Origin of the sequence: Microcoleus sp. N9_B4 (genome assembly GCF_036701635.1) — a bacterium.
Taxonomy (GTDB): domain Bacteria; phylum Cyanobacteriota; class Cyanobacteriia; order Cyanobacteriales; family Microcoleaceae; genus Microcoleus.
Map to the genome: position 1 here is coordinate 94,885 of NZ_JAUBRC010000007.1, position 22,777 is coordinate 117,661.

The 22,777-nt window shown below is 46.1% G+C and carries 16 protein-coding genes; 9 read left to right on the forward strand and 7 right to left on the reverse strand.

Features of this window, described 5'->3' with window-relative positions:
• Positions 1-15: 15 nt before the first annotated feature.
• A complete protein-coding gene (locus QUA43_RS06765) occupies positions 16-1,056 on the forward strand; it encodes a glucokinase (RefSeq protein WP_333372158.1) in 1,041 nt (346 codons plus the stop codon).
• A gap of 84 nt (positions 1,057-1,140) precedes the next feature.
• On the opposite strand, the gene QUA43_RS06770 is transcribed toward QUA43_RS06765, so the two are convergent.
• The 5 genes from QUA43_RS06770 to QUA43_RS06790 all read right to left on the reverse strand — a co-directional run bounded on the left by QUA43_RS06770 (position 1,141) and on the right by QUA43_RS06790 (position 8,088).
• Complete coding sequence (locus tag QUA43_RS06770; protein WP_333372160.1) at positions 1,141-1,590, reverse strand: EVE domain-containing protein; 450 nt, start codon at positions 1,588-1,590, stop codon at positions 1,141-1,143.
• A complete protein-coding gene (locus QUA43_RS06775; RefSeq protein ID WP_333372162.1) occupies positions 1,587-3,947 on the reverse strand; it encodes an FHA domain-containing protein in 2,361 nt (786 codons plus the stop codon). Before QUA43_RS06775 ends, QUA43_RS06770 begins: the two co-directional genes overlap by 4 nt.
• A gap of 108 nt (positions 3,948-4,055) precedes the next feature.
• Positions 4,056-5,915 (reverse strand): ABC-ATPase domain-containing protein, encoded by a 1,860-nt coding sequence (locus QUA43_RS06780; protein WP_333372164.1) that lies wholly within the window; start codon positions 5,913-5,915, stop codon positions 4,056-4,058.
• Between the two features lie 201 nt (positions 5,916-6,116).
• On the reverse strand, positions 6,117-7,154 hold the full coding sequence (locus QUA43_RS06785) for a M28 family peptidase (protein ID WP_333372166.1): 1,038 nt from the start codon (positions 7,152-7,154) through the stop codon (positions 6,117-6,119).
• A 355-nt stretch (positions 7,155-7,509) separates the two neighbouring features.
• Complete coding sequence (locus QUA43_RS06790) at positions 7,510-8,088, reverse strand: hypothetical protein (protein WP_333372168.1); 579 nt, start codon at positions 8,086-8,088, stop codon at positions 7,510-7,512.
• A 345-nt stretch (positions 8,089-8,433) separates the two neighbouring features.
• Here QUA43_RS06790 and QUA43_RS06795 point away from each other — a divergent pair, with 345 nt between their 5' ends.
• Both QUA43_RS06795 and glgP read left to right on the forward strand, forming a co-directional pair.
• Positions 8,434-11,781 carry an EAL domain-containing protein gene (locus QUA43_RS06795; protein ID WP_333372170.1) on the forward strand — a complete coding sequence of 1,116 codons (3,348 nt, stop codon included), beginning with the start codon at positions 8,434-8,436 and terminating at the stop codon, positions 11,779-11,781.
• A 388-nt stretch (positions 11,782-12,169) separates the two neighbouring features.
• Positions 12,170-14,728: an alpha-glucan family phosphorylase gene (glgP, locus tag QUA43_RS06800; protein WP_333372271.1), complete on the forward strand. Its 2,559-nt coding sequence runs from the start codon at positions 12,170-12,172 to the stop codon at positions 14,726-14,728.
• Positions 14,729-15,460: 732 nt separating this feature from the next.
• Here glgP and mnmG read toward each other — a convergent pair.
• Positions 15,461-17,377: a tRNA uridine-5-carboxymethylaminomethyl(34) synthesis enzyme MnmG gene (mnmG, locus tag QUA43_RS06805; RefSeq protein ID WP_333372172.1), complete on the reverse strand. Its 1,917-nt coding sequence runs from the start codon at positions 17,375-17,377 to the stop codon at positions 15,461-15,463.
• 308 nt (positions 17,378-17,685) lie between these two features.
• Here mnmG and QUA43_RS06810 point away from each other — a divergent pair, with 308 nt between their 5' ends.
• Together QUA43_RS06810 and vapC are read left to right on the forward strand one after the other, a co-directional pair.
• Positions 17,686-18,003, forward strand: a complete 318-nt coding sequence (locus tag QUA43_RS06810) for a hypothetical protein (protein ID WP_333372174.1) — start codon at positions 17,686-17,688, stop codon at positions 18,001-18,003.
• On the forward strand, positions 17,996-18,415 hold the full coding sequence (gene vapC / locus QUA43_RS06815) for a type II toxin-antitoxin system tRNA(fMet)-specific endonuclease VapC (RefSeq protein ID WP_333372176.1): 420 nt from the start codon (positions 17,996-17,998) through the stop codon (positions 18,413-18,415). The genes QUA43_RS06810 and vapC overlap by 8 nt, the downstream gene beginning before the upstream one ends.
• 420 nt (positions 18,416-18,835) lie before the next feature.
• Here the strand turns inward: vapC and QUA43_RS30805 are convergent, their stop codons facing one another.
• A complete protein-coding gene (locus tag QUA43_RS30805; RefSeq protein WP_445301953.1) occupies positions 18,836-19,135 on the reverse strand; it encodes a type II toxin-antitoxin system RelE/ParE family toxin in 300 nt (99 codons plus the stop codon).
• Positions 19,136-19,357: 222 nt separating this feature from the next.
• Here QUA43_RS30805 and QUA43_RS06825 point away from each other — a divergent pair, with 222 nt between their 5' ends.
• The 4 genes from QUA43_RS06825 to nrdR all read left to right on the forward strand — a co-directional run bounded on the left by QUA43_RS06825 (position 19,358) and on the right by nrdR (position 22,428).
• Complete coding sequence (locus QUA43_RS06825; RefSeq protein WP_333037185.1) at positions 19,358-19,687, forward strand: hypothetical protein; 330 nt, start codon at positions 19,358-19,360, stop codon at positions 19,685-19,687.
• 198 nt (positions 19,688-19,885) lie between these two features.
• Positions 19,886-21,415 carry a photosystem II chlorophyll-binding protein CP47 gene (gene psbB / locus QUA43_RS06830; protein WP_333372180.1) on the forward strand — a complete coding sequence of 510 codons (1,530 nt, stop codon included), beginning with the start codon at positions 19,886-19,888 and terminating at the stop codon, positions 21,413-21,415.
• A gap of 143 nt (positions 21,416-21,558) precedes the next feature.
• A complete protein-coding gene (locus QUA43_RS06835) occupies positions 21,559-21,654 on the forward strand; it encodes a photosystem II reaction center protein T (RefSeq protein WP_006635641.1) in 96 nt (31 codons plus the stop codon).
• A gap of 216 nt (positions 21,655-21,870) precedes the next feature.
• Entirely contained in the window at positions 21,871-22,428 is a 558-nt protein-coding gene (gene nrdR, locus QUA43_RS06840) for a transcriptional regulator NrdR (RefSeq protein ID WP_333372273.1), read from the forward strand.
• Positions 22,429-22,777: the final 349 nt, after the last annotated feature.

A 22,777-nucleotide genomic window follows, 5' to 3' on the forward strand; every position in this document is an offset into this window, starting at 1 on the left:
GTGAAAAAGAGATTTATGGCATTATTATTAGCGGGCGATATTGGCGGAACTAAGACTATTTTGCGATTGGTGGAAAGGACTGTTAACGGTGACATGAAAGCTCTTTACGAGTTCCGCTATCCCAGCGGAGAGTTTCCCGATTTAGTACCGATGGTGCAGCAGTTTTTGACGGAAGCTGCTATGAAATTGGATTTTGCGCCATTGCCTGAAAAAGCTTGTTTTGCGATCGCAGGCCCGGTGGTTAATAACACTGCAAAACTGACTAATTTGCCTTGGATGCTGGATGCGAAGCGTCTGGAACAAGAATTAGGAATATCCCGCGTCAGTTTAATTAATGATTTTGTTGCGGTTGGCTACGGCGTGTGGGGTTTGGATGCTAAAGATTTGCACATTTTGCAAGTCGGAAAACCCCGCCAACACGATCCAATTGCTGTTATTGGTGCGGGTACTGGTTTGGGAAATTGTTTTGGAATTCCGGAGGCAAATGGCATCAGGGTATTTTCTTCGGAAGGGGGACACGGTGACTTTGCTCCTCGTTCGGAGTTGGAGTTTGAATTGCTGAAATATTTGTTAGCAAAACACGACATTCAAAGGATATCGATTGAGCGTGTGGTTTCGGGACAAGGGATTGTTTCAATTTACCAGTTTTTGCGGGACAGAAAGTTTGCTCCTGAATCGTCGGAGGTAGGGGAAGTTATCAAAAAATGGGAGTCAGAAATCGGTAAAACTGAAAAGACTGTCGATCCGGGGGCGACAATTGCACAGGCGGCCCTCAAAAAGTGCGATCGGCTTTCCGAACAAACAATGCAAATGTTTGTAGAAGCTTACGGTGCAGTGGCGGGAAATCTGGCTGTGACACTGTTACCTTACGGCGGTTTGTACGTAGCTGGCGGCATTGCTGCTAAGATTTTGCCGCTGATTGAAGAAGGGGGTTTTATGCGAGCTTTTACGCACAAAGGCCGGATGGATTCGCTGTTAGAAATGATGCCAGTTCGATTGGTTTTGAATCCCAATGTAGGGTTAATTGGTGCGGCTGTTTGTGCGGCCGGTCTTTAGTTAATAATTGTAGGGTGCGTCAGCTTTAAGCTTATAAATCTTTGAAAAAATAATGCTCTGCTGACGCACCCTACTTAGCTATAGTTATGTCATCTTCAAAATCTTCTCAGCAGCACCTTCAGACACCGGCATCACCGATAACCGATTGCCTTTCCTCACCAGCAAAATCTCATCAGCGCTAAACTTTTGTTTCAGTTCATCCAAAGATATTAACTTAGCAAATTCCTCAACAAACTCAACTCTCACAGTTTGCCAGCGAGGAGCATCAAACTGCGATTTAGCATCATAATATTCGCTATTCATATCGAACTGACTCGGATCAGCAATCCCTGTTTCCACGACGCGCACTAACCCGACAATACCGGGAAATTTAGTATTAGAATGGTAAAAAAATACTAAGTCTCCCCGACTCATTTTTCGCATAAAATTGCGTGCTTGATAATTGCGAACGCCATCCCAAATGGACGTGCGATCGCCCTTCAAGTCCGCAATACTGTAAACATCCGGTTCCGACTTCATCAGCCAATAATTCATAGAATATCTTTCCGCTTCTGCAACCACAGAGTCAACATCAAATAAACAAAAATATGCACGCATAAAATACCCCAGTTCAAACCCAAATTTTCCCATGTTGGATCGTAAACAGGAGTAGGCTCAAACGGCTGAGGAAGTATGCTGCCGTCCGGTAATCTAGTAGGTGCGGGGACCATCCCATTCACATTAACTAAAGAGCCGTAAGCACCCACAGACCAGCGGCTTAACATCAGCCAAGAAAACTTGCTCGCCGCGCCTTCCATCTTAAACAAAACTCCCGAAAAAATAATCTGAGGCAGCAATAATAGAGGCAAAGCGCTGTTAGCTTGAGAGCTATTTTTAACAATCGCAGAAACGACTAATCCGAGACTTATGCAGCTCATCAAAGTTAGGAATGTGGTAATACCTGCTCCCACAGGCCAGGAAATAAAACTCGGTTCGGGGGATTTAAACGCACTCAGAATAACTCCTACCATTAACAGCGTTTGCAATACTGCCAAACCGGAAAGTATAAAAAGTTTTGAACCTAAATAAGCAAACAATCCTAAGTTGACCAAACGTTCGCGCAAATAAATAGCTGATTCTTTAACAATTTCTTGCAGAGAAGTTGCCAGTCCTACCCAAATCGCCGCGCAGGTAAATACAAATAAAACTCGCAACGCCAAAGGTGCTAAAGTTGCCTCCGGCGCTCCAATTAACGGGTCTTTATCTCTGACGGCCAGCCGTAGCAAACTAATGCCTATCGGAGCCGTTAAAAGAGCTAAACTTAAGTTAACTAAGTCGCGGGAAACGAGTTGAAAATAGCGCTGGGCAAGCAAAACGAGTTGTTTTACAAAAGATTGAAATTTGGGTGCAGAAGGTGCTGAAGGCGTTTTTGCATTAGCGTTGCCTGTGCTGAAGTGGTTGACAATATAGCGCTGATAGTAGGGAGATTTATTAAACTTTTCTGCCCAGCTTTGAACGTTGGTTTCTCCTGTTTCTAATTCGTTGTAAATGTCTGCAAAATCACTTGTTTTGACATCGAAAAAATCGAGCGCTTCCGCAGGCGGGCCGAAGTAACAGAGGCGTCCGCCGCGACCCATAAAAACAATACGATCGCACATCGTGATATTTGCCGTCGCGTGAGTCACCAGAATCACCGTCCGGCCTTGGTTTGCCAACTTTCGCAGCAGTTGCATCATCTTCTTATCCAAACCCGGATCGAGTCCTGAAGTCGGTTCGTCTAAAAAGAAAAGTTTCGGGTCTGCTAACAGTTCAACTCCAATACTGACCCGCTTCCGCTGTCCGCCGCTAAGTTGTTTTACTAAAGCCTTGCGACGGTGAGTCATTTCAATATCTTCTAAAGTTCTGGCGACTACCTGATTGACATCTGTATCGGGAGGTAAGCGCAATTTAGCTGCATAACTCAAGACTTCTTCTACTGTCAAATCTGCGTGCACAATATCATCTTGAGGCACGTAACCGATTTGATTGCGGTAAATATTGAAGTTTTGGCGCAGGTTGTCGCCATTGAGAAACACAGCGCCGTTAGTAGTTTTTTCGATGCCTAAAAGCGTCCGCATTAAAGTAGATTTGCCAGCGCCGCTACCGCCGACTAAAGCCACAAACTGCCCCGGTTCGATCGCCAAAGTGATGTTATCCAAACGCTTCGGAATCACCAGACTGTCAGCATCCAAACGAATTTGATTGCCTCGGTCTTGCATTTGTAACTCACCGCTGCGGTAAGTTAGAGTAAACGGGCCGATCCGAATTGCATCTCCCTCGGACAACTGTACAGAATTTGTCACTCGCTGACCATTAACAAAAACCCCGTTAACGCTGTGGTCTCGCAAAATATAATTGCCGCGACTGTCTTGGTCGATTGTGGCGTGGCGTCTAGAAACAAGCGGCGCATCTAATTGCAGCGAAGCGTTTGGATCGCGACCCAACAAAACCGACCGATTCTTAAGAAGAATTGACTGCTTGCTAGGGACAGCAACCTGATTCGCCAGCGGATTAAAATAAGTCAGCAAAACTTGATTTTGAGGATCTAGACCGATTTTAATTTCTGTGCCGTTTTTCAGACAATAACCGTCATTGGGAGTGATGCGAGTGCGATCGACAAATAAGCCATTAGTGCTCGGCCGCTGCCCGTCACCGTCGTAAATCCAGTAATTATCCCCAATTTGGCGCAAAACACCGTGAACGCCGGAAACTGCCCGCCAAGCATCGGGAATGACTAAATCGGCACGAGTGCGATCGCGCCCCAATACGTGCTGCTGCTGTTTTAACTCTAACTGTAAAACCTCCCCTTGATTGCTTAATACTATATAAGGTCGATCGCTTAAAGCAGTCAGTTGTCCTATATTGCCTGTCATACTTCAATCGCGGTTTTTGCACTCACTTTGTCAGCATATCAAAAAGTGGAAGTCATTAGTCATTAGTCATTAGTCATTAGTCATTAGTCAACAGTCAACCGTCAACCGTCAACCGTCAACCGTCATTTTACCAACAACCGACAAACTGCGAAGCCGATTAATTGCCGCCGCCAATTCAAACCGTCGAAAAATGGCAAAATCCCCTTCAGGAAAAGGCGATAAAATATCCATCCCCTGCGCGTCAATATCTGCCATCACCAAATCTATGATTTCCGACAAAGTGCGTTTCCCGTCCATGTATTGCTGCTTAGCATAAACCATTGCCGCAGCGATCGCCCTTAACTGTCCGCTGTCCACAATTTGCTCAACAGAACCCAAATCAATATCCTCAGTTCCGAAAGCCAATTCATCAACATCCCGCACCTTCACCCGCACATCTCGCCGTCCCCGACTCGGATCTAAACTAGCAGGAATCGGCACTCTTGAAGTAATATTACCAAAATTTTCTCCCCCTTCAGCAGCGCGGCTAATAGAGTAATTTTTAGCAATTTCTTTAGCTTTTTTCGTCACATTATATGCTTTAAAATTATCCAGTGCAATCACAGTATCCGCCACATCAAAATAATCGCCGCTTCCGCCCATGACTAAAATAGTCGATACGCCATAATCCGCATACAATTGTCTCACTTTATCAATAAACGGCGTAATCGGTTCCTTATCCTTAGCGATGAGTTCCTGCATTCGGCGATCGCGAATCATAAAATTCGTCGCCGCCGTATCCTCATCCACCAATAAAACAGGCACTAAATCCTCTTCATAAATTAATCCGTGTATCCGTGTCAAAATCCGTGTCGTGCCTTCCTTCTTCCTTCTCCCCACTTCCAAAGCCTCAATAATATTAGCAGCTTGCGACGTACTACCGCTCGCATTTTCAGTATAAAATTGTGCAGTATCTCTACCTTGCGGCAAGTGGTTAATAAAAGGCGAAATATCAACTCCCGCCACACTTCTGCCATCTTCTGCTCTAATTTTAACCGCCGCCGGATTAGTCACCACAAATTCCCTACCATCTCCCGGAATTCGGTTGTAAACTCCCAACTCGATCGCCCTGAGTAAAGTTGATTTGCCGTGATAGCCGCCCCCAACAATCAAAGTAATGCCAGCCGGAATACCCATACCCGAAATCAAACCGCGATTGGGACAATTAAACTCAACTTTTAACGACGGCGGCGATTGAAAAGCCACAGCATTATTTAACAAAGGGCGATGGTCAACACCGCTGCGGCGGGGTAAAATAGAACCGTCAGCAACAAACGCAACTAATCCTTTTTCAGCTAACTGCTGCCGCAGCCAGTCAGCATCTTCTACAGTTTCAACGTGACGGCGACATTCCGCAGCATTTAAGTTAGCATACTTCAGAGATTTACTGACAATTTGCGGAATATCTTCGCACAGCATTTCAGCAGCTTGTCGCCCTAAGATACTGCGTCCGCCCGCTGGAAGTCCGACGGCAAATCGCAGTTCTACCCCCCCTAATTCCCCCCCTTGGTAAGGGGGGGATATAGAGATTTTCTCCCCCCCTTGGTAAGGGGGGGTTGGGGGGGTAATAAATGCGGAAGTGCGCTCTAAAACTTCTTGTCCGAAGCGAGTCACTGCAATCATACCACTTTTCCCAGTGCCGCGCTTGCTGCTGATGCTGTGTGCTGCTTGGTCAAACTGGCGAGTTAGGTAATCTCGCAAGGCTATTTCTCGACTGCGAGAATTGAAAAGTTCGCGGGGAATTTGAGCAATGTTTGGCGGAACTCTGACTCTAAATTTACTGGGAGAAGCAAACGGATCTCCCTGCACGTAATCAATTATTAATCTAAATTCTGAAAAATCGTAACTACCTTGAATGTCTTTGTATGCTTTGTAGCCTCGATTGTCTAGTTGCAGTAAATGCCGTTGCAGTATTTCTTTGTTAGTCATTTATTATTTGTTATTTGTTATTAGTTATTTGTTATTAGTTATTTGTTATTTAGCTGGTTTTAGCTGGTTCCTAGGCTCGGCCTAGGAACCGATTTGTAGAGGCTCTGCCTCGCTTGCTTTGCGTGGGAAAATTGGAGGTCGAGCCTCCGGATATGCGTTACCAGGCAGAGCCTGGTAACGAGTAGAATTACTGATTACCAATTACCTAATTTCCAATAATTTAGCCACGGCATTAACAACAATTTGAGCAGAACCGGCGAAAAAAGGTCGATCGATAGTTGCTAATGTATCGCTAGATTGGTGATAATGGGGCGATCGCAAATTTGCAGTATCCGTCACCAACACAGCACCAATTCCTTTATACCAGAAAGGCGCGTGGTCGCTACGTAAAACATCGGGAGTCAGCAACCCTTTCAGGGGAACAGGCAGCGCCACCACCGGCGGTAAATCGGCTTTTCCAGACTCCGCAAAACTTTTCAATAGCAGCGGATGTTCCGCATCCCCAATCACAGCGATAAACTCGCCTTTGTCGGGAGATTTTACCCCCGATGCTTCTAGAAAAGGTTGCGCTGTCAATCCTTCGGGATATTGCTGGCATCCGGGCGTGCGGCAGGCATAACCTACCATATCCAGGACGATCGCTCCCTGCAAATTTTTTAACCGCGCCTCGCTACCTGTAAATGCTAAACTGCCTAAAAGTCCGAGTTCTTCCCGGTCGAAAAATGCTACTTGCAATGTCCGAGGCGTGGGGCGAGAACCCAGCAATCTTGCTACTTCTAAAACTACTGCAACTCCCGTCGCATTATCGTCAGCGCCTGGGGAGTTTGGTACAGTATCGTAGTGTGCTGCCACTAAAATTGCCCCGGCGTTTGAGTCAGTACCTGTTCTCTCAGCGAAGACGTTGATTCCGCGATCGAACCGCTGCAAATCTGCGGAAAATCCTAATGTTTGCAATTGCTGAGAAATGTAGTCTCTAGTAAAAGAGCGAGAGCGTTCTCCATCGCGTTCTCCTGCTAAAGTCTCGACGTGTTTCCACAACCGGGACTGGTCAATTTGGGGCAGATCAACTGCATTTTTTTCAGCAGGAAGCGGTAAGGGAGACGGGTTTTGGGAAGTGTGGATATTGCGATCGATTGAAACTTCCGGTACAGCCGACAACCGCTGCCACGAGTCAGAACCCCAGCCGACAGCCGTCACCGCAACCAGAATAAATAGCGCTATCCAAATCAATTGTTTCATCAGTAAGTCTATTTGAGATGTTAGACAGGGCTTACGCACTCCTCGCTCTCATAAACCGGGTTTTTTAGCGGAAGCGAGGGCTGCAACAAAGTTTTTTTGTAAAAACCGGTTGATGCGCCCAGAACAGTTATATTTTAGATTTTAGATTGACACCAGAGTTAAAAATAAACCTGTTTCAAAAAATGAAACTCAAAAATTTTAAAATTAACTGCGCCCGAGGCATTTTTGTATTTTTTATCTAATAAAAAAGCAGGTCAAAGCCTTGGGATGTTGCCGTCGAATCTGTGTTGCTTATTGGAGCGTTCGACGGCGACATTCAAATCACTAATTTATCTTGAAATTTTACAAGTCAAAACTACTTTTTTTCCCACTCAATCTCCTTATTCTCCAATATCAACCCGCTGCTGCTTGGAACAGCGTAAGGAATAGTTGTTGCAGAAAATTTGACTATTTGAGTTGGTTGTTGAAACCACTCGGAATAACTCGGATTTAGTTGGTCATAGAGTGCTTTTAAAGCTTGGATTTCTGCCTCTAGCTGCGCTGCTGCTTGATTGATTCTGCGAGCTTGTGTTTGCAAGCGCTTTTCCCCGGTTTGAACTTTGTTTTCTAGTTCTTGCCAGTGCTCTCCGGCCAGCAATTTTTCTAGTTCACCTTGCTTGTAATTGAGTAAAGCCTGTTTTTGTTGCAGTTGCTTTTCAATATTTTTAGTCTCTCGGTCAATTTCCTGGATTTGCTGCAACCACTGCTCCCCAAAAGCAGCAGTTTGCTGGTGGAACTCGGCAATGGCTTCAGGAGTATTATTTTTGGGAAAACTGACTGCCACTCGGCACTCTGAGCGCTCTACGCCAAGTTTTTCCCGCGACTCTTGCAGGGCGGTAACTTCTGCTTGCAGCGCGCGGACTTCTTTTTGGAGTTCTGGGATGGTCTGACTCATGGGTTCAATTAGTGGACCTCTGCATGGATTTTAAGCTAATTGTTTATTTTTCTAACAAATCCCGGTCGCCTGCTTGCGGGAATTATCTAATTTTAGCGCGCTTCCACCCGGTGTCTAGGCAGAATGGCGGATAATTTGTGGCACAATGGCTGATGACACATTTTAAATTAAGATTAAAATTGTAATTAGTTATAAACCCAAGTTATTAGCTGGGTAAAATTTAATTTACAAGTCCACATAAATTAAGGTTGGGTGGGTTTTCCTATGGCAGAGCAAGTTTTGCTAGAATTTTTAACATTTATGATTGCCATAAAAAGATTTATTTATAATTAGGAACAAGAGCAAATGAAAATAATTTTTCAATTAATGTTAGGATATTTCGCGGTTGCTATTTTTGGTGCGGAATGTGGCATAAATCCAAAAATATTACCGACAAGTCTAGGAGATGGGCATGGCACTCGCCCTGTAGAAGAGATTTTGATTCGGTCTCAGAAACATAGCTATTTGCGATCGGGATCTCGCCCCCTTACTTCTGCAAGCGCCGCCTTATTTTTGGATAAATTATCCCAAATAGAGCCAGTAAAATTACCGACTCACAATTATATACAAGCTCAGGAAAGTCCTATAAAAGAACCTACTCTTAGGTTAACACTAATCGGTTCTTCTCTGGTTTTTATTTGTTTAGTAATCTCATTATTGATCAGGGGGGAGACAGTAAATAGCTTATCCAAGACGATGAGGTTAATTAAGCCGAAGTTTGAAACAGAGAATGACAAGCTACCAAAAGGAGAAAAAGTGTTGTATCCAAAAAAAGAACAGGATATCTGGCATACTATTGCCCAAATGACTCAGGATTTGCAGCAAACTGCTGAATATGCCCTGGATATTTGCGAGGAAATGAACGTCTCGATAATTGCGACCACTCCCGGCGGTCATATCCTGTCGTTAAACCAAGTTACCTGTCAACTTCTGGGATACTCTAAAAAAGAGTTGTTAGGCAAACCAATAGCCGGACTTTTTAAGAACAGTGAATCACCAGCCCCGGAATTAGAGTTAGCAAGTTTAACAGCCGAAGGTTCTGTCCGCAACGTCGAAAAAGTCTACATTTCTAAACACCGAAAAAAAATAATTGTACAGCTTTCTATTTCAATTATTCGCGACGCTCAAGGCAAGGTCAGCGGCAAGTTATATATAGCACAAGATATTACCGATAGCAAGCGGGCTGAAAGAAATTTGCGGCGCAGTGAAAAAAAGTTTCGCCAACTGATAGAAACTGTGAATGCTGTGGCATTTATCTATCACCGCAGACAGTTCCGCTATGTTAATGCTCAGACAGAAGCTCTGACAGGATATACTCGCGAAGAATTACTAGCATTGGATTTATACGACTTAATTCATATAGATTTTATAGAAATAGTTAAACAATGGGGTAAATCCAGCCATGCGCGCTCAACAGCAGGCTCTAAATATGAATTAGTAATAGTCACGAAAACTGGAGAAATGCGCTGGATTGAAGCAACTGTAGATATTATAAAATTTGAAAAAAAAGCCTCAATCTTAATCACAGCATTTGACATCAGCGATCGCAAATTAGCAAAGTTAAAACTAGAAACATCTCTTTCATTGCTTCAAGCAACCATTGAATCTACTGCTGACGGTATTCTGGCGGTTGACAGTGGAGGCACAGTGCTCACCTTTAACCGCAAGTTTGCCGAAATGTGGCAGTTGCCGGATTTCCTGCTGGATTCGAGGGATAACAAGCAAATTTTGGGGTTTGGAATCAACCAGTTAAAATACCCGGAAATATTTCTCAACCGTGCTAAAGAATTGTCCGATAACCCCGCAGCAGAAAGTTACGATATCATCGAGTTGACAGATGGCAGAATCTTTGAGCGCTACTCGTTGCCCCAGCGCACGGGAGGCAAAATTACTGGTCGAGTATTCAGCTTTCGGGATGTAACGGAACGGGTGCAATCCGAAGAAAAACTACGCAAAAGTGAAGAACGCTTTCACCTGCTGACGCGGGCGACAAATGATGCCGTGTGGGATTTTGATTTGTTAAAAAATGAGTATTGGTTGAGCGCAGAATTTGAAAAAGTTTTTGGATACAAACTCAACGAAACTCAGACGATAGAATTAGAATCTTGGTGGCTAAATATTCATCCCGAAGAACGGGAAAAAGTGATGTTAAGCTTCAACGAAACAATGAAGTCAGACGCTCAATGTTGGTCGGAAGAATACAGTTTTCACCGGGCAGACGGGGGATATGTTTTTGTGCTCGATCGCGGCTATATCATCCGCAATGAAGGTGGCAAAGCAGTAAGGGCGATCGGTACGATGATGGATATCACTCAGCGCAAGCAAGCTGAAGAAATTATTCGCTATCAAGCTGTTTATGACCAACTCACCGGTTTACCGAACCGGATACTTTTTAACGAGCGGTTGCTGGCTTCCTTAAAACAAGCTAAACAAACCAAAAAAATGCTAGCTGTGATGTTTTTAGACTTGGACAGGTTCAAAAAGATTAATGATACACTAGGTCACGCTGCGGGCGATCGCCTGTTAGAAAGTTTTGCCGGACGCATCAGCGACACTTTGCGATCGACTGACACGGTTGCCCGCTGGGGAGGCGACGAATTTACCATACTGCTTCCCGATATCAATTGCTTAGAAGATGCAGTTAAAACAGCTCAAAGAATACTCAACAATTTAAAGCCAGCATTTAAACTAGAAGGACAACCGTTTCATGTTAGCAGCAGCATCGGCATTGCCCTTTATCCAGATGATGGTGAAGATGCCGAAACTTTAGTCAAAAATGCCGATGCCGCCTTGTACCGCGCTAAAGAAATGGGAAGAAATAACTATCAATTATATACTTCAAGAATTAATCCCCAAGGCAGCCAGTTGCTAACTATAGAACACAGGCTGCACGAGGCTTTAGAACAGGGAGAATTTGAGGTTTTCTACCAGCCAAAAGTCAACATAGCTACTTGGAAAATTCAGGGCATGGAAGCCCTGCTGCGCTGGCAACATCCACAATTAGGTTTAGTTACTCCGGCTACATTTATTCCGATCGCCGAAGAGAACGGACTAATTGTAGCTATTGGGGAATGGGTGCTGCAAACAGCCTGCACTCAAAATAAAGCTTGGCAGGATGCTTTGCAGCCAGATTTGCGGGTAGCAGTCAACGTTTCGGCTCGGCAGTTCCAGCAATTTAATTTATTAGAAATGGTAGCGAACTGCTTGGAAAAAAGCGGTTTAGCACCCAAGTATTTAGAGTTAGAAATTACCGAGACTACAGCCATGCAAGATGTGGATTATACCACAAAAGTTCTCACGGAGTTGCAGAATATGGGAGTGCAAATTGCGCTGGACGATTTCGGCACGGGTTATTGTTCTCTAAATTATCTCAAAAAGTTTCCATTGAATATCTTAAAAATAGATAAATCCTTTGTCAGCGGACTGACGACTGATCCCTGCGAACGGGCGATCGCCAAGGCTGTAGCGACCCTGGGGCGAGATTTGAACTTGAGCGTGGTAGCCGAAGGAGTAGAAACTAAAGAGCAGTTGGAGTGTTTGCGCCAACTCCACTGTCAAGAAATTCAGGGTCATTATTTCAGCCCTGCACTATCAGCCAATGATGCTAGCAAGCTATTGCTAAATTCTCAGTTGCAACAAGTGAAAATTGCTTAATTGGGTCGCGACTGACGACTGCGTGAGGTTGTAACGCTGCGTGCAAGTCCTGCGAACGTTACACGTAAAAAGTCGTGCGACCACCGCCGAAACCCGCATAGGTCCCGCCGCAGCAGCCGTCGCACGAGCAGCCACTGTAGGAAAACTCGTTGCCGCACTCAAGACAGATCGCCGTCCAGTCGTGATGGTCTGGTGGCGAGGCCTTCTTGCGACAGTTATCGCAGCCGAAAACGGCTAGTTCGCTCACATCGAACGACCTGCGCTTCCGTTTCGTCTGCTTGATGGCATCGTGCATAAACTGGTTAAAACTTAAAATAGTGTGCAGAATAACGGACTTGTACCTAAAGACAGAGGAAAATATCGCTACCCCAACATAAAGGCTTTGTCTATGCAGCCAATTCGCACATTTAACGTTTCCCCGTCGCTACCGACAATTCTCGAACCCCTACGCAAGCTTGCCTACAACTTGCACTGGGACTGGAACGTCGATACCAAAGACCTCTTCCGCCGCCTCGATCGAGACCTGTGGGACTCCAGCAACCAAAACCCGGTGCTGATGCTCGGAACCATATCTCAAGAGCGACTGCAAGAAATGGCAGAAGACGAAGGCTTCATTGCCCAAATGAACCGAGCAGCCCAGCAGTTAGACGATTATCTCAAAAATCGCGCCTGGTACCGCAAACAGCGCGGCACCGAGCAGCAAGAATGCTACGCTTACTTTTCGATGGAATTCGGCTTAGTTAAAGCCCTACCGATCTATTCCGGCGGTTTGGGCGTGCTCGCAGGCGACCACCTCAAATCAGCTAGCGATTTGGGCTTGCCCTTAGTCGGTGTCGGCCTGCTTTACCAAGAAGGCTATTTTTCGCAGTATCTCAACGCCGACGGCTGGCAGCAAGAACGCTATCCGCTCAACGATTTCTACAATATGCCGCTGCACCCAGAACGCAATCCCGACGGTTCGGAATTGCGGATTGAGGTAGACTATCCCGGCCGCAAGGTGTACGCCCGGATTTGGCGGGTACAAGTGGGAACGGTTCCTTTGTACCTAATGGATACAAATATTGAACCTAATAGTCGCTACGACCAAGATATTACCGACCAACTGTATGGCGGTGATAAAACTCTGCGGATGCACCAAGAAATCATGCTGGGCATCGGCGGCGTGAAAATGCTCAAGGCATTGGGGCTGACAGTTACGGCTTATCACATGAATGAAGGCCACGCGGCTTTCATGGCTTTGGAACGCATTCGGATGCTGATGGAGGAATATCACCTGAGTTTCGTGGAAGCGGAACAGGTGGTGGTTTCGAGCAGTATGTTTACGACTCACACGCCGGTACCTGCTGGGTTTGACTTGTTCGAGCCGGATATGGTGATGCACTATCTAGGTCAGTATCCCAAGATGTTTGGCTTGTCGCAAGATGAGTTTTTAGGATTGGGCAGGGAGAATACTGGCGATTTGTCCGCACCTCTGAATATGGCAATTTTGGCCATTAAAATGTCGAGTTTTGTCAACGGGGTGGCGGCTTTGCACGGCGCGGTATCGCGCCCGATGTTTCAGGGTTTGTGGCCGGGTTTGCCGCAGGAAGAAGTACCGATTACTTCGATTACCAACGGGGTGCACGCTCGCAGTTGTGTGGCGAAGTCTACTCAGGAGTTGTACGATCGATACCTTGGCCCGGACTGGGAAATGACCGGTAAGGACGATCGTCTCTGGGACAGGCTTTCGTCGATTCCTGATGAGGAACTATGGCGCAATCACGAACGCTGTCGATCGGAGTTGGTGGTGTTCGCGCGGGAGTGGCTGCAAAAGACTTTGCGTGAGCGCGGTGCGGCCCAAAGGGAAATCGAACACGCGCGGGAGGCTCTCAATCCGAAGGTGCTGACGATCGGGTTTGCCCGCCGCTTTGCTACTTACAAGCGGGCGACGCTGTTTTTGCGCGATGTCGATCGAATTATGCGGATCATGCGGGATCAAAATCGCCCGGTGCAGTTTGTGATTGCTGGGAAGGCTCACCCGATGGATATTCCGGGTAAGGAATTGATTCGGGATATCGTTCACTTCATCCGCGAGCACGAGACGATGAGCTCGATGGTATTTTTGCCTAACTACGACATTAACGTTGCTCGGATGATGGTGTCTGGCTGCGATGTGTGGCTGAATACGCCACGCCGCCCGCGTGAGGCTTCCGGTACTTCCGGGATGAAAGCTTCGATGAATGGTTTGCCGAATCTGAGCATTCTTGACGGATGGTGGGATGAGGCTGATTATGTTCGTACCGGTTGGCCGATCGGACATGGCGAGTTTTACGAAGATACTAAGTATCAGGATGATGTCGAGGCGAATGCTTTGTACGACTTGATGGAAAAGGAAGTTGTACCGCTGTTTTACAACCGGGATGCTGATGGCATTCCCCGCGGTTGGACCGAGAAAATGAAGGATTCGATTCGCTTGAACTGTCCTTTCTTCAATACTGCTCGGATGGTGAAAGATTACGCGCGGCGGGCATATTTCCCGGTGAGCGATCGCTACCACACCATGACATCGGATAATTGCGCTCCCGCCAAGGAGTTGTCTCACTGGAAGAAGCACGTTCTCGCGAAGTGGCACGATATTAAGATTGAGGCTGTTGATATTTCCCAGGATAAAGAAGTTAAAGTCAATCAGTCGATATCTGTTAAATCTCGGATTAATCTGATGGGATTGACGCCTGCAGACGTGCAAGTTGAACTTTATCAAGGCTCGGTTGATGCTAACGGCGATATCATTGGTGGCGTGCCGGTGGTGATGGAGTATTTGGGAGAAGATTCTCACAATGCTAGCCTTTATACGGCTGACATTACTTATACTTCTAGCGGCTTGCAAGGTTTGTCGTTGCGGGTTTTGCCGAAGCACGATAATCTCAGCAGTCCTTATGAAGCTGGTGTGATTCTCTGGGCACATTAGTCAGTAGTCAGCAGTCAGTAGTCAGTAGTCAGGAGAATAAAGGAAGATTTTCCTAATTCTCCCTCTCTCCGACTCTCCCACTTTTATTATCAAAGTTGGGGAATGACTATTTAGCCGATTGTGCAATGATCGCCCAATACCACATTCCGCTCTATTCCCCAGTACCACCAGTGAGCGCGTATATAAGCGTATAGCAAGGCATCTCGCTGTTCTTTTAAGGCTTTGAGGGTGGCAACACTGGTGGGGATTTCGGGGAGGTTTGAACCACCGATGAACGCTAATTCTTATGCAGGATGTTTGCGAAATTCAGACTTGGTTCGAGGATTGATCAATATCTACAATATACTGGCAGAAGTTCATCAATTAGAGTTGACATTCTGCCAGTTTTCCGTTTTTGTGGCGTTGCTGAATACAGGTATCAATTCCCGATTTCGGAGTTTTTATAAGCCAAGTCGGGTGAGTTTTGTAAATTCCGATAAAAGTTGATTCATACCGTGACTCAGCCAAGCCCAGAATCTATATCCATCAATATGAAAGCCGCCAAACAAAAAAGTGGTGCCACAATAGCCAAACTTTTTCATACTACTATAGCAATCTTAAATCATTTGTGAATTTCTTACTCCCTCCCCTTGATAAGGGGAGGGTTGGGGTGGGGTAAAAAGTTTACGACTCCTGCAAGGATTGCTATATTGCATAACATTCAAGGAAGCCTTGAGACACCTCTAGTTTAGGTTATTTACCCACACCCGCTGGCTGCTGACGGTTTCGCACTTCCAGAAAAATCAACAAAGCGTTGACATCAGCCGGATTCACCCCGCCAATTCTCGCCGCTTGGCCAATCGTCAGCGGTTTCACCTTAGCCAACTTTTCCCGCGACTCTTTCGAGAGAGTTGTAATTGCCATGTAATCCAAATCCGCAGGCAATTGTCGGCGTTCATGTCTGACAATTTCATCAATTTGATTTTGCTGTTTTTGCAGATAGCCAGAATATTTGATATCAATTTCCGCACCATCTTTCTCAGCCAATTTCAGACTAGAATTGCCTAAATTGTACCGTTCCAAATCGACATAATGAAAACCCGGACGACGCAACAAATCAGCCAGAGTAATCGAACCTTTAATCGCTTGTTGACTATCAGCCAAAATTGCCTTACCAACTTCCTCGTGTTCTTTCACCCGCGTCGAGTACAAGCGTTCCTTCTCTGCCACAATATTAGCTTTTTTCCGCTCAAATAACTCCCAGCGGCGATCGTCAATCAAACCAATTTCCCGTCCCAGCGGCGTCAAGCGTTGGTCAGCATTGTCCGATCGCAATAATAGCCGATATTCCGATCGCGAAGTCAGCATCCGGTAAGGTTCCCGCAAATCCTTCGTACACAAATCATCGATCAAAGTCCCGAGATAACTTTGCTCGCGAGGAAACACAATCATCTCCTGATTTTTCGCAAACCGGGCTGCATTAATCCCTGCCACAATCCCCTGTGCAGCCGCCTCCTCATATCCAGTTGTACCGTTCACCTGACCCGCGCAAAACAGCCCTTCAATCTTCTTAGTCATCAGCGTTGGAAAGCACTGAGTAGCCGGCAAATAATCATACTCCACAGCATAAGCAGGGCGCATCATCTCGCACTTTTCCAAACCCGGAAGAGTCCGCAGCATTTGCAATTGCAAACTTTCCGGTAAACCAGTCGAAAAACCTTGAATGTAAAGTTCAGGAATATCTCTACCTTCCGGTTCAATAAAAATCTGGTGACTGTCCTTATCGGCAAAGCGCACAATCTTATCTTCAATACTCGGACAATAGCGCGGCCCCTTCGCATCAACCCAGCCGCCGTAGACTGGAGAAAGGTGCAAATTGTCTCTAATTAACTGGTGAGTTTCAGGCGTAGTCCGAGTTAAATAACAAGGCATTTGTTCCCGTTCGATCCAAACTTCTGGATCGAAACTAAACCAGCGAACCTCTGCATCTCCCGGCTGCGGTTCCAGGTTAGTGTAATCGAGAGTACGTTTGTCAACTCTTGCCGGAGTTCCTGTTTTTAACCTGCCAGTTTCAAACCCCAAACGATTGAGAGTTTCCGTCAAACCAACGGCGGCAAATTCTCCCGCACGTCCGGCGGGCATCGACTTATTGCCCACCCAAATCGTGCCACCTAAAAAAGTACCTGTGGTCAGAATTACGGCTTTGCATTCAAAAGCAACACCGAAGTATGTTTCAACTCCGATAACTTCTTCGTTTTTGCCCAAAACTAAGTCTGTTACCATCGCTTCCCGGATGGTCAAATTCTCTTGGTTTTCGACAATATTATTCATTACAGCGGCGTATTCCCGCTTGTCTGTTTGTGCTCTCAGCGCCCACACAGCGGGGCCTCTGGAAGAGTTGAGGATGCGTTTTTGTAGGTAAGTGCGATCGGCCATTTTGCCAATTTCCCCGCCTAACGCATCAACTTCGTTAGTAAGTTGGGTTTTAGCCGGGCCGCCGACAGCCGGATTGCAAGGTTGCCACGCAATTTTGTCGAGGTTGAGGGTGAGGAGAAGAGTGCGACAGCCGAGGCGAGAAGTGGCGAGGGCGGCTTCACAGCCGGAGTGTCCGCCACCTACTACGATGATGTCGAAACTGTCTTGGAATTGTACTGGAGTTTGTGCAGTCATGGGATTTTAGATTTTAGATTTTAGATTTTAGATTGAATAATTGACTTCAGGGATTAAGCCGGAGGGTTATTTATCGGATATCGCGTTTTTGTCTGTGTTATTTGAGTAAATTATGCCTTATATAGTCTATTATAGACAATAGTCGTTTGAGTAACAATATTTATGCAGGCAATACTTATGCACGCACCCATACACCATGCACCAAGCGAGCGGGATATTAAATATTTGTAGTCGGATATTATGGCGATGTTGGAAGATGTGGTTTGAGCAACTAAAATAGAAATGGAGAGCGAGGGGGTTTTTAATATATGCAAATCACCGTTAATTTACCTGATACGTTAGTAGATAAGATCGAGGATAAATGGGGGAACTTGTCACGAAAAATTCTGAGAGATTTAGTCTTAAGTGCTTTTCGCGATGGGTTAATCGATTTGGATGAGTTAAAGGAGATGCTCGATATTGGCGATGAGGCAGGCTTGAAGGAATTTTTCAGCCAAAATAATATGCTGCATTCTTCAGGATTGATAAATCTGTCTGGGAGTTGTGCGGATATTGATTTTGATGATGATGGCTGGGGGATTTCTGATGAAATGGATGACGATATGATGGGGGTTTTTGATGAGTAATAGCTCTTTGGTTTATTTGCTAGATACTAATGTTTGTATCATGTATTTAAAGGGTAGATCGCCTAGTATCGACCTTCATTTTAATACTGTGGTAGCCGATAAAATAGGGGTTTGTTCTGTGGTAAAAGCCGAGTTATTTTACGGAGCGATGGGTAGCAATAACCCCCAAAAGAGTTTAAATGTACAAAAATCTTTTTTAAGTCAGTTCCTTTCTCTGCCGTTTGACGATGCTTGTGCGGAAGTATATGGCAAGATTAGGAGAGATTTGGCAAGTTTGGGAACTCCGATCGGCTCAAACGATCTGCAAATTGCTGCTATTGCTTTGGCAAATAATTTAATCTTAGTCACTCATAATGTTAGGGAGTTTAGCAGAGTACAAGGGCTACAGATTGAAGATTGGGAGGCGGGGTGATGAGTAATTATCAGGGTTATGAAAAGTATAATGCAATTTTATCAATATTTTTGATAAGATTCAGACCGTTCATCCACAACGATCGAACTGTGGTTATTATCTCCCATAAAAAAACTAAACGATCGGCATTCGTATCTGCCAAAGATAGTGGCAAAATTATCGGAGATATCATCGATTCATTGCCGCCACCGTCGTTCATTACGGACTAACCCTCGCCACCGTAGAAGCCAACCTAACCCAAGCTACTTGCCTAAATACTCTCACCTAATCCAAAATTTTGCACGCCGCCAACAATTTTGAGTAAATTGCCTCGTTTTTCGTAAGTCGTGTAATGTCATTTGTTCCGCAATTAATTCTGCCGATCGCTTTTCGACTATTGCTCGTTGTTCGGGAGGCAAGTTCTCCATAATACTTTTCATGCTAATTGTCATCGGTTTCTGGCTCCATTAACTTATTCAAATGTTCGGTAAATCTACTATTTGCTATCTTAATTAGTTGCTTGTAAAATCGCTTCTCACTACTACCAAATTTCTCCCCAGCTACCAACAGAATCGCATATCGGCGGGTGTCAAATGCAAAAGCGAGTCGCCAAACTCTACCAGCCGCCTGAAACCTAAGTTCCGACCTATTGGTGTAGAACCATTGAGAGTATCGACGTGAGGACGCTTGAGGTTTGGAGCAAATTCTTGTAACAGTGTGAGTTTTGCTAAAAGCTCTAATCTGACATCAGTGGGGAATTCGCTAAACTCAGAGTAAAAATCAAAGTGAAACTCAATGTTCCATGTCATTGGGAGCAATTATGCCTTACATAGCATATTATAGGCAATAGTTGATCGAATAACAATATTTATATGCACCCTTCGCGTCTTCGCAGTTCAATAATTCCGTACTATTGCAGTTTTGCGCTATGTTAGACAAAAAAATCTCAACAAGCGTACACAAGTGAAATACTTCTTCTTATCCGACGGCTGGAAAGTTGGGCGCGTCTGGGGGGTAGGTGGCGAGTGGAGTCACGCCGCCTGGAGGCGGCCGCCGGACATCCAACAGCTCAACCTCTGTCTTTCCGATCGCAACGAAAAAATGTGGCTCTACCGCGTAGAAGACGCCGTACTCATGGTAGAAGTCCAACCAGCAGTCCGTCCCGATCCTGCCGATCCCGCCAAAAATATCGGCAACGTCACCCTCACCAGACTGATCGATGCCGAGCAAGTCCTCGAACGCCTCGGGACGATCGCCGCCCGCTGCGAAATGGGCAACCCGCAACTAATGTAATGCTCAACATATTGCAATCGGTTCTAACACTCGATACACTTCTTTAAATAACTTTCATTTTTATGCCTCCACCTTTGAAGGTAGATGGCAGTCGGCAAAAGGCAGAGTTTAAACCCTGCAGGTAACTGCTGGGGATTCAGAATCTGATTTTTCCGTAAAAATAGACATCATCACTTACACCTTGGAGAACCGCAGTCAATGGGACTACCCTGGTATCGCGTACACACAGTCGTCTTAAATGACCCAGGCCGATTGATTTCTGTACACTTAATGCACACTGCCCTCGTGGCAGGTTGGGCCGGCTCAATGGCCCTTTATGAACTAGCAGTTTTTGATCCCACAGACCCAGTTCTGAACCCAATGTGGCGTCAAGGGATGTTCGTGTTGCCCTTCATGACTCGCTTGGGAGTTACGGGTTCTTGGGGCGGTTGGAGCATCACTGGCGAAGGTAACGTCGATCCGGGCTTCTGGTCCTTTGAAGGCGTCGCCGTAGCTCACATCGTCCTCTCTGGCCTGCTGTTCTTAGCAGCAGTTTGGCACTGGGTATTTTGGGACTTAGAACTTTTCAGAGACCCTCGCACCGGTGAACCAGCCCTCGACTTGCCAAAAATGTTTGGCATTCACCTGTTCCTCTCCGGCTTGCTTTGCTTCGGCTTCGGCGCATTTCACCTTTCGGGACTTTTTGGCCCGGGAATGTGGGTGTCCGACCCCTACGGCCTGACCGGTCACGTCCAGCCAGTGGCGCCTGCTTGGGGCCCTGAAGGCTTTGACCCGTATAATCCGGGCGGCATCGTGGCTCACCACATTGCAGCGGGCGTAGTCGGCGTAATTGCCGGTTTGTTCCACTTGACAGTGCGGCCGCCGGAACGTCTTTACAAAGCCCTGCGGATGGGGAATATCGAAACTGTACTTTCTAGCAGTATCGCTGCCGTGTTCTTTGCAGCCTTTGTGGTTGCGGGTACGATGTGGTACGGTTCTGCTGCGACTCCGATCGAACTTTTTGGCCCGACTCGCTATCAGTGGGACAGTGGCTATTTCCAACAAGAAATCGATCGCAGAGCTCAAGCTACCTTAGCCGGTGGCCAAGGCTTCCAAGAAGCTTACGAACAAATTCCTGAAAAATTGGCTTTCTACGACTACGTGGGCAACTCTCCTGCTAAAGGCGGTTTGTTCCGGGCCGGCGCGATGGTCAATGGCGACGGTATTGCGAAAAGCTGGCTGGGCCATCCAGTATTTACTGACAACGACGGTCGGGTATTGTCGGTTCGCCGCCTCCCCAACTTCTTTGAAACTTTCCCAGTAATTTTGACGGACAAAGATGGGGTCGTTCGCGCTGACATCCCCTTCCGCCGTGCTGAATCAAAATACAGCTTTGAACAAAGCGGAGTTACCGTCAGCTTCTACGGCGGCGAACTTAACGGTCAAACCTTTAATAATCCTCTAGATGTTAAGAAGTTTGCTCGCGCTGCTCAAAAAGGTGAAGTGTTTGAATTCGATCGTGAAACCTTGAATTCTGACGGAGTGTTCCGCACTTCGACTCGCGGTTGGTTCACTTTCGGACACGTTTGCTTTGCTTTGCTATTCTTCTTCGGCCATATTTGGCACGGTTCTCGGACTATTTTCCGCGACGTGTTTGCTGGAGTTGAGGCTGACCTGGAAGAACAAGTCGAGTGGGGCCTGTTCCAAAAGGTGGGCGACGTGACGACAAGAAGAGAAGAATCTCTCTAGATTTCGCCAGCCTCTGGGTAGGGGGGAAACTTCCCCGCTGCACAAAAACCCGGTTTCTTCAAGAAACCGGGTTTTTTTAGTTAATAATAAAACCAACAATTAAGATAAAATAATACGGCAAGGGAAGATAGGGAAAATTTAACATGGAAAGCGTTGCTTACATTTTGATTCTGGCTTTAGCCATAGGCGTACTATTTTTTGCGATCGCCTTTCGGGAACCTCCCCGGATTGGCAAATAATTAGCTATACGCCTGCGGCAAGTCCAAAATATCCTGAACCGGACTGCGGTTAGCCCGCATCATAAGTGATCCTCTCCGAGGGCTGCGCTAACGAATTTGGTGCGGGACTATTTCACGGCTGATTGCTAAGTCATTTTTCTAGTCCAGCCATTCATCAGACCCCAGGCGGTTAGATGAATGGTAATTTGCTGGCAATGCCTGTTAAACTCAGCAATCATGCGCTGTTCCTCCTGCCAACACACAAATAGTCGCGTTCTAGAATCGCGTTCAGCCGAATCAGGTCAAAGCATCCGTCGGCGGCGTGAGTGTTTGAGCTGCCAGCACCGCTTCACAACTTACGAACGGATAGAATTTGTGCCGATTACGGTGATCAAGCGCGACGGCAAGCGCGAATCTTTTGACAGGTCAAAATTAGTTAGGGGATTGATTCGGGCCTGCGAAAAAACCGGTTTGTCTTCCGGGCATCTCGAAACTCTGGCAGAAGAAATTGAGGCGCAACTCCAAGGTCGATCGCTCCGAGAAATCGCCAGTTCAGAAATAGGGGAACTGGTGCTGTTGCACCTGCGGCCGCTCAGCGAAGTCGCTTATGTCCGTTTTGCCTCCGTATATCGGCAATTTCGAGGCATCCGAGATTTTGTAGATACCCTAAATCACCTTCAGAATCCCCTCAACGAAGCTGAAGATACAGAAACTGCGCCAAATTTTGACGCAGATTTGCCAGAGCCCGAAGCAGTCGATCGAGAAAGCCCCGCATCCTGCGCTAGTCCCAGCTAAGCTCGCTTAAATTAATTTATAGAAATATTCTGGGAGATTGAAAACCGTGTCGCGAGGAAGGCCGGGAGGAATAGCGACTAAAGGGACTCTCATTCGAGCGAGTGTTCTTTTTTCTCAGTAATAGTGCTGGGTGTGATATGATCGTCATCGGTCTAAAATAGAGTATAACTAGACAACGTAAAAACTTAACTGGATTAGTTGAGTGCGTAGTCACACCTAACGGTGTTGCAGTTTAGGAAAGCTCGCATTTGAACAAAACCTAACTAAAGATCGGTGACTAATTAAATACGGTAGGGCATACCGAAATTTACGCTTCTGGAGAAACCGACCTCTACTTAGACTGGAGTAA